Annotated in this window: 8 protein-coding genes and 1 pseudogene; 4 read left to right on the top strand and 5 right to left on the bottom strand. The window is 63.4% G+C overall.

Going from position 1 to position 13,242, the window contains the following annotated elements:
• Positions 1 to 11 precede the first annotated feature (11 nt).
• Both DV532_RS11590 and mobA read left to right on the top strand, forming a co-directional pair.
• Positions 12 to 3,140, top strand: coding sequence for an efflux RND transporter permease subunit (locus DV532_RS11590; RefSeq protein WP_056796737.1), 3,129 nt, complete (start codon positions 12 to 14; stop codon positions 3,138 to 3,140).
• Positions 3,141 to 3,200: 60 nt separating this feature from the next.
• Positions 3,201 to 3,776, top strand: coding sequence for a molybdenum cofactor guanylyltransferase MobA (gene mobA / locus DV532_RS11585; RefSeq protein ID WP_056796734.1), 576 nt, complete (start codon positions 3,201 to 3,203; stop codon positions 3,774 to 3,776).
• A gap of 709 nt (positions 3,777 to 4,485) precedes the next feature.
• Here mobA and DV532_RS11580 read toward each other — a convergent pair.
• The 5 genes from DV532_RS11580 to peaA all read right to left on the bottom strand — a co-directional run bounded on the left by DV532_RS11580 (position 4,486) and on the right by peaA (position 10,809).
• Complete coding sequence (locus tag DV532_RS11580) at positions 4,486 to 6,159, bottom strand: fatty acid CoA ligase family protein (RefSeq protein ID WP_056801202.1); 1,674 nt, start codon at positions 6,157 to 6,159, stop codon at positions 4,486 to 4,488.
• Between the two features lie 125 nt (positions 6,160 to 6,284).
• On the bottom strand, positions 6,285 to 7,406 hold the full coding sequence (gene peaD / locus DV532_RS11575; RefSeq protein ID WP_056801199.1) for a quinohemoprotein amine dehydrogenase subunit beta: 1,122 nt from the start codon (positions 7,404 to 7,406) through the stop codon (positions 6,285 to 6,287).
• A 32-nt stretch (positions 7,407 to 7,438) separates the two neighbouring features.
• A complete protein-coding gene (gene qhpC, locus DV532_RS11570) occupies positions 7,439 to 7,762 on the bottom strand; it encodes a quinohemoprotein amine dehydrogenase subunit gamma (RefSeq protein WP_004375838.1) in 324 nt (107 codons plus the stop codon).
• 1 nt (position 7,763) lies between these two features.
• Positions 7,764 to 9,194: a quinohemoprotein amine dehydrogenase maturation protein gene (gene peaB, locus DV532_RS11565; RefSeq protein ID WP_056801197.1), complete on the bottom strand. Its 1,431-nt coding sequence runs from the start codon at positions 9,192 to 9,194 to the stop codon at positions 7,764 to 7,766.
• A 49-nt stretch (positions 9,195 to 9,243) separates the two neighbouring features.
• A complete protein-coding gene (gene peaA / locus DV532_RS11560; protein WP_056801543.1) occupies positions 9,244 to 10,809 on the bottom strand; it encodes a quinohemoprotein amine dehydrogenase subunit alpha in 1,566 nt (521 codons plus the stop codon).
• Positions 10,810 to 11,302: 493 nt separating this feature from the next.
• On the opposite strand from peaA, the gene DV532_RS11555 reads away from it, so the two are divergent.
• Positions 11,303 to 12,796: an aldehyde dehydrogenase gene (locus DV532_RS11555; RefSeq protein WP_056801196.1), complete on the top strand. Its 1,494-nt coding sequence runs from the start codon at positions 11,303 to 11,305 to the stop codon at positions 12,794 to 12,796.
• A 180-nt stretch (positions 12,797 to 12,976) separates the two neighbouring features.
• A pseudogene (locus tag DV532_RS11550) lies at positions 12,977 to 13,240 on the top strand (hypothetical protein); the annotation flags it as partial.
• Positions 13,241 to 13,242 lie beyond the last annotated feature (2 nt).

Genomic DNA, 13,242 nt, shown 5'->3' with positions numbered 1-13,242 from the left:
GGGCCTGATTCATGCCGCAATTCTTCATCGACCGCCCGGTATTCGCCTGGGTGGTCGCACTGTTCATTCTGCTGGCCGGCGCCCTGGCCATCCCGCAACTGCCGGTGGCCCAATACCCCAACGTGGCACCGCCGCAGGTGGAGATTTACGCCGTGTACCCGGGTGCCTCGGCGGCGACCATGGACGAAAGCGTGGTCAGCCTGATCGAGCAGGAACTCAACGGTGCCGACAACCTGCTGTACTTCGCCTCGCAAAGCAGCCTGGGCAGCGCCACCATCACCGCCACTTTCGCCCCGGGTACCAACCCTGACCTGGCCCAGGTCGACGTGCAAAACCGCCTGAAGGTGGTCGAGTCGCGCCTGCCGCGCCCGGTCACTCAACAGGGCCTGCAGGTAGAAAAGGTATCCACCGGTTTCTTGCTGTTGGCCACCCTCACCGCCGAAGACGGCAAGCTCGACGAAACCGCCCTGGCGGATATTCTCGCGCGCAATGTGATGGATGAAATCCGCCGCCTCAAAGGCGTCGGCAAAGCCCAGCTGTACGGCTCGGAACGCGCCATGCGTATCTGGATCGACCCGCGCAAGCTGATCGGCTTCAGCCTCACCCCCAACGACGTGGCCGTGGCCATCGCCGCGCAAAACGCCCAGGTCGCCCCTGGCAGCATCGGCGACCTGCCCAGCCGCGCCACCCAGGAAATCACCGCCAACGTGGTGGTCAAGGGCCAACTGAGCAGCCCCGAGGAATTCGCCGCGATTGTCCTGCGCGCCAACCCAGACGGTTCCACGGTAACTATCGGCGATGTCGCCCGGGTCGAGATCGGTGCCCAGGAGTACCAGTACGGCACCCGCCTGAACGGCAAGCCGGCCACCGCCTTCAGCGTGCAACTGGCGCCAGGCGCCAACGCCATGGAAACTGCCACCCTGGTACGGGCGAAAATGCAGGAACTGGCGCGCTATTTCCCGGAAGGGGTCAAGTACGACATCCCCTACGACACCTCGCCGTTCGTCAAGGTGTCGATCGAGCAGGTCATCAACACCCTGTTCGAAGCCATGCTGCTAGTGTTCGCAGTAATGTTCCTGTTCTTGCAGAACCTGCGCTACACCCTGATCCCGACCCTGGTGGTGCCGGTGGCGCTGATGGGCACCTTTGCCGTGATGCTGGCCATGGGCTTCTCGGTCAACGTGCTGACCCTGTTCGGCATGGTGCTGGCCATCGGCATTCTGGTCGACGATGCCATCGTGGTGGTGGAAAACGTCGAGCGGATCATGGCCGAGGAAGGCTTGCCGCCCAAAGCAGCAACGCGCAAGGCCATGGGCCAGATCAGCGGCGCGATCATCGGCATCACCGTGGTGTTGGTGGCGGTGTTCCTGCCCATGGCCTTCATGAAGGGCTCGGTGGGGGTGATCTACCAGCAGTTCTCGGTGTCGATGGCGGTGTCGATCCTGTTCTCGGCGTTTCTTGCCCTTAGCCTCACCCCGGCACTGTGCGCCACCCTGCTCAAGCCGGTGGCCAAGGGCGAGCACCATGAACGCAAAGGCTTCTTTGGCTGGTTCAACCGCCGTTTCGAGGGCATGAGCAACGGCTACCAGCGCTGGGTGATGCAGGCGCTCAAACGCAGCGGCCGCTACCTGCTGCTGTACGCGCTGCTGCTGGCAGTGCTGGGCTATGGCTTCAGCCAGCTGCCCACGGCGTTTCTGCCCACCGAAGACCAGGGCTACACCATCACCGATATCCAGCTACCCCCAGGCGCCAGCCGCATGCGCACCGAACAGGTGGCCGCACAGATTGAGGCGCACAACGCCGAGGAGCCGGGCGTGGGCAACACCACGTTGATTCTGGGCTTCAGTTTCTCGGGGAGCGGGCAGAACGCAGCGCTGGCCTTCACCACGCTCAAGGATTGGTCAGAGCGCGGTGCCGACGACAGCGCCCAGTCGATTGCCGACCGCGCGACCCTGGCCTTCACCCAGCTCAAGGACGCCGTGGCGTATTCCGTGCTGCCACCGCCCATCGACGGCCTGGGCGAGTCGACCGGCTTCGAGTTCCGCCTGCAGGACCGTGGCGGCATGGGCCATGCCGAGCTGATGGCCGCGCGTGACGAACTGCTGGCCAACGCCGCCAAAAGCAAGGTACTGACCAACGTACGCGAAGCTTCGTTAGCAGAAAGCCCGCAGGTGCAGTTGGAGATCGACCGCCGCCAGGCCAATGCCCTGGGCGTGTCGTTTGCCGATATCGGCACGGTGCTGGATGTGGCCGTGGGTTCCAGCTACGTCAACGACTTCCCCAACCAAGGCCGCATGCAGCGGGTGGTGGTACAAGCCGAAGGCGACCAGCGCAGCCAGGTTGAAGACCTGTTGAACATCCACGTGCGCAACGACAGCGGCAAGATGGTGCCACTGGGCGCGTTCGTCCAGGCCAAATGGGTCAGCGGCCCGGTGCAACTGACCCGCTACAACGGCTACCCGGCGGTGGCGATTTCTGGCGAACCGGCGGCCGGCTACAGCTCGGGTGAAGCCATGGCCGAGGTCGAGCGCCTGGTGGCACAGCTGCCGGCCGGCGCCGGCCTGGAGTGGACCGGCCTGTCGCTGCAGGAACGCCTGTCTGGCAGCCAGGCGCCGATCCTGATGGCGCTGTCATTGCTGGTGGTATTCCTGTGCTTGGCAGCGCTGTACGAAAGCTGGTCGATCCCGACCGCGGTGTTATTGGTAGTGCCACTTGGCATGCTAGGTGCGGTGCTGGCGGTGACCCTGCGTGGCATGCCCAATGACGTGTTCTTCAAGGTCGGCCTGATCACCCTGATCGGCCTTTCGGCAAAGAACGCCATCCTGATCATCGAGTTCGCCAAGCACCTGGTCGATCAGGGCGTCGACGCCGTGGATGCCGCCGTACAAGCTGCGCGCCTGCGCTTGCGGCCGATCGTGATGACCTCGCTGGCGTTCATCCTCGGCGTGGTGCCACTGGCCATTGCCAGCGGCGCCAGCTCGGCCAGCCAGCAGGCAATCGGTACCGGGGTGATCGGCGGCATGCTCAGCGCCACCCTGGCCGTGGTGTTCGTGCCGGTGTTCTTCGTGGTGGTGATGCGCTTGGCTGGGCGAGGCCAAGCGCGTAATGGCGATACGCAAACGGTGCTCAACGAACGCTGACTGGACAAGCGCCACGTGACATGGGAGGGTTCCTGGCAGTGACTGCCCGGAACCTTTTTCATGCCTGATGCACTGCCCCCCTGCTCCATCCTGATTCTCGCCGGAGGGCGCGGCCAGCGCATGGGCGGCCGAGACAAGGGTTTGGTCGACTGGCAAGGCGAACCACTGGTAGCGCATGTGCAGCGCGTAGTGCGCCCGCTCAGCGATGACCTAGTGATTTCCTGCAACCGCAACCAGCAGACTTACCAGGCGTATGCCGACCAGCTGGTGGGCGATGCCGAGGCAGACTACCCGGGGCCGCTGGCGGGGGTAATTGCCGGGCTCACGGTGGCACGGCATCAATGGGTAGTGCTGCTGGCCTGTGATGCACCCTTGGTTGACCGCGGCTTGATCGAAGAGCTGCGGCGGCTGGCGGTGGCTAATGACAGCGCAGCGATGGTGCGCCAGGGTGGCTACTGGCAGCCGATGTTCAGTGTCCTGCCGCGCAGGGTGTTGCCAGCACTGGAGCAGGCCTGGGCGGCGGGTGAACGCAGTTTGCAGAAGGTCTTGCTGCGCGAAGCGGTGCAGGGGCTGGAATGCGCCGACGATGATCGCAGGTTGAGCAACTTCAACAGCCAGGCGTTGCTGCAGGGTTGAGATCATCGGCTGCCTGTGCCGGCCTCTTCGCGGGTGAACCCGCTCCTACAGGTACTGCACAGGCCTTTGGGCTGCGCTGTCGCGCAGAGAACTGGGTTCGCAGGCAGGTGCATGCCTTGGGATTTGAGGTGGTGCACAGATCGAGCGCCGCCCGCGCGGCGCTTCGCGGCACAAGGCCGCTCCCACATCTGTTTCGGGCCAATTATTCCTGTGCCAGGTGGGTTGCAGCCTTGGCGCATGGCTTGAGATGGATGAAAAGCAGCAGCGCAACCTTCGCTATCGAATGAAACAAACAAGGCGCCCAGAGGTGACCCCACAGGAGTGACTGGCCCGAAACAGATGTGGGAGCGGCCTTGTGCCGCGAAGCGCCGCGCGGGCGGCGCTCGATCTCACAGGCGCCAACTATCTCAAGACATGCGCCTGTCAGCCCAACCCCAATCTGTTTCGGGCCAATTATTCCTGTGCCAGGTGGGTTGCAGCCTTGGCGCATGGCTTGAGATGGATGAAAAGCAGCAGCGCAACCTTCGATATCGAATGGAACAAACAAGGCGCCCAGAGGTGACCCCACAGGAGTGACTGGCCCGAAACAGATGTGGGAGCGGCCTTGTGCCGCGAAGCGCCGCGCGGGCGGCGCTCGATCTCACAGGCGCCAACTATCTCAAGACATGCGCCTGTGTTTACCCGCGAAGAGACCGGCCTAGGTAACAAATCACCCGGCAGACAACTCCTCGACACTGATCTCGCGCATGCGAAACTTCTGCACCTTGCCGGTCACCGTCATCGGGAACTCGTCGACAAAGCGGAAGTGCCGGGGCACCTTGAAGTGGGCGATGCGCGCCTTGGCCCAGTCGCGCAGCTCCTCCTCGCTGGCCGTATGCCCCGGGTGCAGCCGCACCCAGGCTACGATCTGTTCACCGTACTTGCTGCAGGGCACACCAATCACCTGCACATCGGCCACTGCCGGGTGGGTGAAGAAAAACTCCTCCAGCTCGCGCGGGTAAATGTTCTCCCCCCCGCGAATGATCATATCCTTGCTGCGCCCGACAATACGCACATAGCCCTGCTCGTCCATCACTGCCAGGTCACCCGTGTGCATCCAGCCGTCTTCATCGATACTGTCGGCCGTGGCCTTGGGGTTGTTCCAGTAGCCCAGCATCACGCTGTAACCCCGCGTACACAGCTCGCCGATCTCACCGCGTGGCACGCTGTTGCCTCCGGCATCGATCACTTTGTTCTCCAGCCACGGCTGGGTGCGCCCGACGCTGGTCACGCGGCGCTCAAGGTCGTCGGTAGCGCCGGTTTGCAGCGACACCGGGCTGGTCTCGGTCATGCCATAGGCAATCTGTACCTCGGCCATGTGCATCTCGCTGATCACCCGGCGCATCACTTCAATCGGGCAGGTGGCACCGGCCATGATCCCGGTGCGCAGGCTCGACAGGTCGAACTCACTGCGCTGCGGGTGATCCAGTTCGGCGATGAACATGGTCGGTACGCCGTACAACGCCGTGGCCTTTTCTTCTGCCACCGCGCGTAGCGTGGCCAGCGGGTCGAAGGCGTCGTTGGGGTAGATCAATGTGCTGCCGTGGGTCATGCAACCGAGGTTGGCCATGACCATGCCAAAGCAGTGGTACAACGGCACGGGCACCACCAGCCGGTCATGCTCGGTCAGGCCCAGGCTTTCACCGACCATGTAGCCGTTGTTGAGGATGTTGCTGTGGCTGAGCGTAGCGCCCTTCGGGAAGCCGGTGGTGCCTGAGGTGTACTGGATGTTGATCGGGTCGTCACAGCGCAGCTGAGCCTGGCGCTCGGCCAGGGCCTCGCGGCTGACCGCCTCGGCGCGGGCCTGCAGCCCGTACCAGGCGAGAAAGCCCGCGGGTGGCGCGGCGGCTAGGCTGACCACCCCGCGTAGGTCAGGGAAGCGCTCGCAAATAAGGGCACCCGGTTCGCTGCTTGCCAGGCCCGGGACCAAGCCCAGCAGCATGGCGTGGTAATCAGAGGTCTTGAATGCGTCGGCGCAGATAACCCAGCGGCAACCGGACTGGCCGAGGGCGTAGTCCAGCTCGCTGGAGCGGTAAGCCGGGTTGATGTTGACCAGAATCGCGCCAACCTTGGCGCTGGCGAACTGGGTGATGCACCACTCGGCGCAGTTGGGCGCCCATATCCCCAGGCGGTCGCCGGGTTGCACGCCCAGGGCCATCAGCGCCCGGGCATGCTGGTCGACAGCCGCCGCCAGTTGCTGCCAGGTATAACGCAGGGCCTGGTGGCGGACGACCAGGGCTTCGCGCTCGGGGAAGCGGGCAACGGTGACGTCGAAGGCATCGCCGATGCATTGGCTGAGCAAGGGCTTTTGCTGGTTGCCCTGGGAATAGCTTGGCTGGGGCATGAGCGTTCTCTTGTTGTTCTTGTATTGTTTGTGCCGACCTATTCGCGGGCTCGCCCGCTCCCACAGGTTTTCGAGCTTGTGCAACACCTGTGGGGCGGGCAAGCCCGCGAACAAGCCCACAGCGTTTAACGGATGAACACCTGCGGCGTCGTGGTGGACATGTCACCCCCCGGCAGCTTGATGTTCTTCACCTTTTCCAGCGTGTCCGGGTTGAACACCGCCAGGTCATTGAAGGTGCCACCCAGGTACAGCTTGTCGCCCTTCTTGTCGAAGGTGACGCAGTAGTAGGTGTGCTCCAGATTAGCCGCCTTGATCAGCTTGCGCTGTTTGATGTCGTACTTGGCCAGGCGGTTGAGCACGCCGTAGATCTGGTTCGGGTCTTTCGGTGAACGCAGCCCGGTGAAGTACAACTCAGTCAGGTCGGCAAACTCCTGGGTGTGGCTCTTGCCGGTCTTCAGGTCGACGCTCAAGTAGCCGTACAGCAGCTCGGCAGTGGCCGGGTCCTGTTTGTCATCCTTGAACTTGGCGATGGTGTACAGCATCGAGAACTCGTGGCGCGGGCTTTGGTGCGGCCAGAAGTACAGCACATCCGGGGCGCTGTAACCTTTGCGGTTCCAGTTGCGCAGTGGCAGCGCCACCGTGTACTTGCCGGTCTTCACGTCCATCTTGTAGATATCCGGCCCGGCAACGTACAGGCTGCCATCGTCCGCCGCGCGCATCAGGTACACCTGGCGCGGCATCGGGAAGGTGCGGACCGGCTTGGCCTCAAGGCCATCGGCGGTGTTGAACACCTCCAGCCGCGGTGGCTTGACCACGTAGTGGTCGTTCAGCCGCTGGGTCGGGTTGACCGTGGCGTACACTTCCTTGCCATCCGGGCTGATGGCGAACGAGTACATCGACCTGCCGACCTCCCCTGCCACGCTGGACAGGTTGGCATGGAAGGTGTTTTTGCAGGTGTCCAGGTCGATGCCGTAGATGTCACCGTAGTGGTTGTTGAGCACGTAGGCGGTGCGGTTGTCCGGCGCCATCATCGCGGTGCCGGGGCCAAACTTGTCGGGCATGACGCAGGTCTTGTACACTGCGTCACTGGCTACATCGACCACATGCAGGTTGTTTGGGTAGTTGGTCACGATCAGGTATTCGTGGCCTGCCTTTAGCGCCGGCCCGGTGTCGGCGGCCTGTGCCAGCCCGGCGCAGGCCGTGGCGGCGATGGTGAGCGCGAGTGACGCGCAGCGTCCAGCTTTCATGCGGTTTCCCCTTGTCATTCTTGTTGGGCCGGTCACTTGTCTTTCGGGAACACGGTGCCGAGGTTGCGCCAGTCTTCTGCCGAGTTGCTCGCCTGGGCGTTCCAGTCCTGGTAGGTGCTCATCATGTCCGGCACCTGGGCCGGCCACCAGCAAGGGTCGGAGCAGCCATACAGGTCGGCCTCCATCGGCTGGCACAGCGAACTCACGCCGCCAAAAGCGTCCACTTCCCAGCCCGGGTCGGTGGTGGCGGTGCAGCCGGCCACTGCGCTCATGGCCATGACTTCTTCGACACGGTCTTCAGCAGCGGCCTGCTCAAGAATGCGCGCCTTGTTGTTCAGGGGCTTCAAGTGCTTCATGTCAGTGCGCCTTCCGCGGGGTGATGTAGCGATCGATGAAGGCCGGGTTGGCGGCCATGATGCGGCTGTAGACTTCGATGCCGAAGTCGACCCAGTCGCGCATCAATTCGCAATAGTGGTAGGTCGGGTGTTGCGGGTCGCCGTAGCGGGCGTAGCTTTCGTGGTAGCAGCCGCCGGAGCACAGGTTGCGGATACGGCAGCTTTCGCAACCGGTGTTGCTGCGGTCCAGGCGCTGCGACAGAAAGTCGTTTAGCTGCGCCTGCTTGACGCCCTGGTGTACGTTGCCGAAGGTCGGCAGGCTGGAGCCGGTGAAGCGGTGGCACAGGTTCAGCTCGCCCTCATGGTCCACCGCCAGCATTTTCAGCCCGGCGCCGCATGGCAGGGCTTTCTTGTGGCCTTCGTGAATGTCGGTGATCAGCTGGTGCAGGTTGGAGAAACCAATGTTGCGGTGCTGCAGCGCTGCCTCCAGGTATTGGCGGCCAAGTGCCTTCATGTTGGCGAACACTTGCACCAGCTCTTCACCCGTGAGGTTGAAGTCGGCCATGTCGCCAGAAGTGACCGGGGCAAAGCCGACTTCGGCGAAACCCAGTTCGTTGAACAGGTGGTTCCAAATGGTCTCGACGTCAGTGATGCCACGGGTTAGCGTCACCCGCGCGCCCACCGGCCGGCTGTTATAGCGCGACAGCAACAGCTCAGCCTTGCGCCGCACCACGTCATAGGTGCCCTGCCCGCCCACGGTAATGCGGTTGCGGTCGTGCACGGTCTTCGGGCCGTCGATGCTGATCGACAGGCCAAAGCGGTGGGCGTTGAGCCAATCGATGATCTCTTCGGTCAGCAAGGTGGCATTGGTGGTCATGATGAACTCCACTTGCTTGCCTGCCTCGGCAAAGCGCCGCTCGCAGTAGGCAACCATGTGTTCGATCAACGGCCGGTTGGACAGCGGCTCCCCTCCGAAGAACACCACGCTGTAGCGCTGCTCGTTGGGCGATTCCTTGAGCAGCATCTCCACCGAGGCTTCGGCGGTGGCAGTACTCATTTTTTTGCCGGCGGAGGGCTTGTCCAGGTCTTCCTTGTAGCAATAGGTGCAGCTGAGGTTGCAACCGGTGTTGACGTTGAGCACTACGGTGTTCAGCGCGGTGCGTTCGACCTGCTTGAGGGCGATTTCCGGGGTCAGCGGCGAGCCGTCGCTGACCAGCTCCAGCGCGATCAGCTCGCGCAGGGTGTCCTGGATATCGTTGCCGGCAAACTGCTGGCCAAGGCGCTGCAACAGCTCCTCGGCCGAACAACCTTGTTGGCGCAAAGCGTCGATGATGCTGCCGGTCACCGCATCGGTGGTAAACAGCGAACTGCTGGGTATATGGAACAGCATGCGGTCAGCATCGACCTGCACTTCGTGCAGGTTGCGTTCGACCAGGTTGAGTAGCGCGCCCATGGCGACCTCCCGATAATCGATCCGTTGGAAAACCCGTTGCACCCTGCCGTTATGGCAGCGGGGGGTTGTTCCAGCGCTGGACGGTGACGATCATGTGCCCTTCGCCCGTTTGGCCACCGTCGGCCAGCGTGGCGATGACCTTGAGGTTACCGGCGTTGTTGGTCATCATTTTGCGCGCCGGGTTCGGGCCGGCACCGCCTGGCACGAACACGCCATCGGCCTGCATCTGCCCGGCGAACTTGACGTCTTCGTCCTCGACCGCACGTTCGTTGAATGGCTCGACCTTCCAGTTGGCTGGCAGGTAGCCGATGCGCAGCGGTTGGCCGTTGGCGTCCTTGCCCCAGGCTTCGGCTTCGAAACGGCCCTGCACCTTCGGTACCGAAGCGCCGTTCTCGCCAATGCGGGCGATGGAGAACGCCGGCACCACTTTCACTTCCTCGACCTTGTCGTACACCGCCAGGTTGACGCCTTTGAGCGCCCCTACCGCGACTTCGCGCTGGCCAGGCCTGGCATCGGCCGCGGCGCGGGCCTTCACCCGTACCAGGGTTGGGGTCTGCTCCAGCACCTCGGTCACTTCCACCCCGGCGCCCAGGTCCGGTTTGCCGGCCAAGCCGCTGCCAACCAGGGCGATCTCACTTTCGCCGCCGGCCTTGATGAACGCCGGCTGTACCGCCAGCAGGCGCGCCTGGCCGTCTTTTACTGCGGTGAAGTCAAGGCCACGTTCATCGTGCTCGGCCTCGAACATGCGGCCCTTCATTTCACCATCCAGCGCGGCAAACACCTGGCGCAGGTTGGTGTCGCCGACCTTGACGTTGCCGCGCCACTCATAGCCGTTGTAGAGGATAGCCGTGCCACTGCCGTTGAACGGCGTGCCATCGGCGTAAGCGCCTTTGACCTCGACCTTGAAGGCATCGCCCTGGTCAGCGGTGACGCTCATCACCCCGCGCACATCGCCCTTGGCCAGCATATGGCCGCTGAATGCCCACTGCCCTGGCAGTGCGTCAGCCTTGGGCTTGGCTTTCTGCCATTCAGCCCAGGCGGCGTTTTCCATTGGGTAACGCTTGGCCAGCTCGGGCACCACTTGTTGCAGGGCGATCGGCAGCCAGTCGCGGTCACGCGCCTGGGCCTGGTATTCCAGCGACGGCCATTGGCCGAGGTGGAAGTTGACCAGGTGCTCCCATTCCTTGGCTGGGCGCCGCTGCAAGGCGACGCGGGCACCGGAGTGGCAGCGGCCGCAGGTTTCGCTGAGCTGGGTGTCGAACTGTTCGACGGTGTTGAGCCTGCGCTCCATGGCGTAGCGCACGCCATCGGTTTCGCTGGGCGCCAGGCCCTGCTTGTCGGCCAGGTACTTGACCAGGGTGCGACGGTCGTCGTCGCTGATTTGCAGGCCATGCATCACCTGCATGCGGGCGATGCTCATCAGCCAGCCCTCGGGGGTTTTGCGCTGGTGGCTGATGCGGCTGTAAGTGTCATTGCCTTCGGGGATATGGCACCCCATGCACTTGTTCTGCAACAGGCTCGGGCCCTGCTCGGCCGCCATGGCCTGGGTGCTCAGCAGCGCGGCGGCGACCAGCGCCAGTTTGCCCGCATGCCGCCGGAGTCGAGTCGTCTTCAAGGTCAGACCTCCACGGTTGTTGTTCTTATCGTTTTCGCACGCTTTGGTACAGCAGGTGTGCATGTGACGGTTGCAATACAGGAACTGTGCCAGTTGCTGTAAAAGCGTTTTCTTTCAACCTATTAGCCGGTTTTCGGGTCTTTGATAGCGGCAGGGATGGCCCATGCCAGCGTGCCATTTCGCGACTAGGTGTTTCATATTGAGACAGCGGGCTGCTGCGCAGGCCTTCGCGGGCAAGCCCGCTCCACATGGATAGCGCAGCGTTCAGGTTCGGCGCCGTACCGGTAGGAGCGGGCTTGCCCGCGAAGAGACCAGAACAGACAGTGTGTCACCCCCGTCTCACACCGTCTCAATGTGCAACAGCGCGCGCCTGCAACCGCCCCCTTGCGCCCAGGCAAAACCCAATGCCTTCAACGCTTTACGGCCATCTAGCCACCTTGGCACGGCCATTGCGCCTATGCCCGTCACACCCAATGACAAGAGGCACCGTCCCATGCTTTCCGAACTGCCCATCCTGCCCGCCACCCGCGCCTTCCTCGAACGCAAGCTGAAGATGCGCATCGGCGCCGACTGGCAGGACGCCGTCAGCGGCCGCACCCTGTCGTTCCGCAACCCGGCCACCGGCGAAGTGCTGGGTGAAGTGCCCGCCGCCGAGGCCGAAGATGTCGACCGCGCGGTGCGCGCTGCACGCCAGGCCTTCGACGATTCGCCCTGGAGCCGCCTGCGCCCGCGGGAACGGCAAAACCTGCTGTGGCGCCTGGCCGACCTGATGGAGCGTGACGCCCGCCAACTGGCCGAACTGGAATGCCTGAACAATGGCAAGAGTGCCGCCGTGGCCCAGGTGATGGACGTGCAACTGGCCATCGACTTCTTGCGCTACATGGCCGGCTGGGCCACCAAGATCGAAGGTAGCACCGTCGAAGCCTCGATGCCGTTGATGCCCAACGATCAGTTCCACGGTTTCGTCCGCCGCGAAGCGGTGGGCGTGGTCGGCGCCATCGTCGCCTGGAACTTCCCCTTGCTGCTGGCCTGCTGGAAACTTGGCCCGGCCCTGGCCACCGGCTGCACCGTGGTGCTCAAGCCCGCCGATGAAACACCGCTGAGCGTGCTCAAGCTGGCCGAACTGGTAGACGAAGCCGGCTACCCAGCAGGCGTGTTCAACGTCATCACCGGTACCGGCCTGAATGCCGGGGCCGCGCTAAGCCGCCACCCTGGCGTGGACAAGCTGACCTTCACCGGCTCCACCGAAGTCGGCAAGCTGATCGGCAAGGCGGCCATGGACAACATGACCCGCGTCACCCTGGAGCTTGGCGGCAAGTCGCCGACCATTGTCATGCCCGACGCCAACCTGCAAGAAGCCGCCGCTGGCGCGGCCACGGCGATTTTCTTCAACCAGGGCCAGGTGTGCTGCGCAGGCTCGCGGCTGTATGTGCACCGCAAGCACTTCGACAACGTGGTGGCGGACATTGCCGGCATCGCCAATGGCATGAAGTTGGGCAACGGGCTGGACCCGTCGGTACAGATGGGCCCGCTGATCTCGGCCAAGCAGCAGGACCGCGTCACCGGCTACATCGAACTTGGCCGTGAACTGGGCGCGACCGTCGCTTGTGGTGGCGAGGGCTTCGGCCCGGGTTACTTCGTCAAGCCGACGGTGATCGTCGATGTCGACCAGCGCCACCGCCTGGTGCAGGAAGAAATTTTCGGGCCGGTGCTGGTGGCGATGCCGTTCGACGACTTGGACGAAGTGATCGGCATGGCCAACGACAACCCTTACGGCTTGGGCGCGAGCATTTGGTCCAACGACCTGGCCGCCGTGCACCGGATGATCCCGCGCATCAAGTCGGGCTCGGTGTGGGTCAACTGCCACAGCGCTCTCGACCCCGCACTGCCGTTTGGTGGCTACAAGATGTCCGGCGTCGGCCGGGAGATGGGCGCGGCGGCCATCGAGCACTACACCGAGCTCAAGTCGGTGCTGATCAAGCTCTGATCATTCTCCTGTAGCGGCCGCTTCCCGGTAAACCCGCTCCTACAGCTGTAGGAGCGGGCTTGCCCGCGAAGAGGCCGGCACAAGCAACAACAAAACAACAATAAAAACCATGGAGCAAACCCATGAGGCACACACTCGCCTGCGCATTGACCCTGCTGTTAAGCGCTCCCGCCACCCCCTCATGTGGCACTGAAGGGTAAGCCACGGGACAACCTGACCGTGGGCGCGCTGTACTTCGACTTCGATACCCTGGACACCGACCAAGGCAACCTTGGCGGGCGCGAGCTGGACCTGTATGTGGAATGGATGGTCAACGACCACCTGCTGATCAGCCCGCTGGTGGGCTTCTACAAGCCAGAGCGCAGTGCGGCCAATGGCGGTACGCAGTTGGGTGGGCGGGATACCCGGACCTATATGCAGCTGCTGGTCGGGACCTTCTTCTAATC

This window comes from Pseudomonas sp. Leaf58, from assembly GCF_003627215.1.
Classification (GTDB): domain Bacteria; phylum Pseudomonadota; class Gammaproteobacteria; order Pseudomonadales; family Pseudomonadaceae; genus Aquipseudomonas.
This window is presented reverse-complemented; position numbering and strand designations above follow the sequence as displayed.

What these genes read in the sequence shown, in the direction of transcription:
- DV532_RS11590 (WP_056796737.1), top strand. Translation starts at nt 12, where the DNA reads ATGCCGCAATTCTTCATCGACCGCCCGGTATTCGCCTGGGTGGTCGCA.
- mobA (WP_056796734.1), top strand. Translation starts at nt 3,201, where the DNA reads ATGCCTGATGCACTGCCCCCCTGCTCCATCCTGATTCTCGCCGGAGGG.
- DV532_RS11580 (WP_056801202.1), bottom strand. Translation starts at nt 6,159, where the DNA reads ATGCCCCAGCCAAGCTATTCCCAGGGCAACCAGCAAAAGCCCTTGCTC.
- peaD (WP_056801199.1), bottom strand. Translation starts at nt 7,406, where the DNA reads ATGAAAGCTGGACGCTGCGCGTCACTCGCGCTCACCATCGCCGCCACG.
- qhpC (WP_004375838.1), bottom strand. Translation starts at nt 7,762, where the DNA reads ATGAAGCACTTGAAGCCCCTGAACAACAAGGCGCGCATTCTTGAGCAG.
- peaB (WP_056801197.1), bottom strand. Translation starts at nt 9,194, where the DNA reads ATGGGCGCGCTACTCAACCTGGTCGAACGCAACCTGCACGAAGTGCAG.
- DV532_RS11555 (WP_056801196.1), top strand. Translation starts at nt 11,303, where the DNA reads ATGCTTTCCGAACTGCCCATCCTGCCCGCCACCCGCGCCTTCCTCGAA.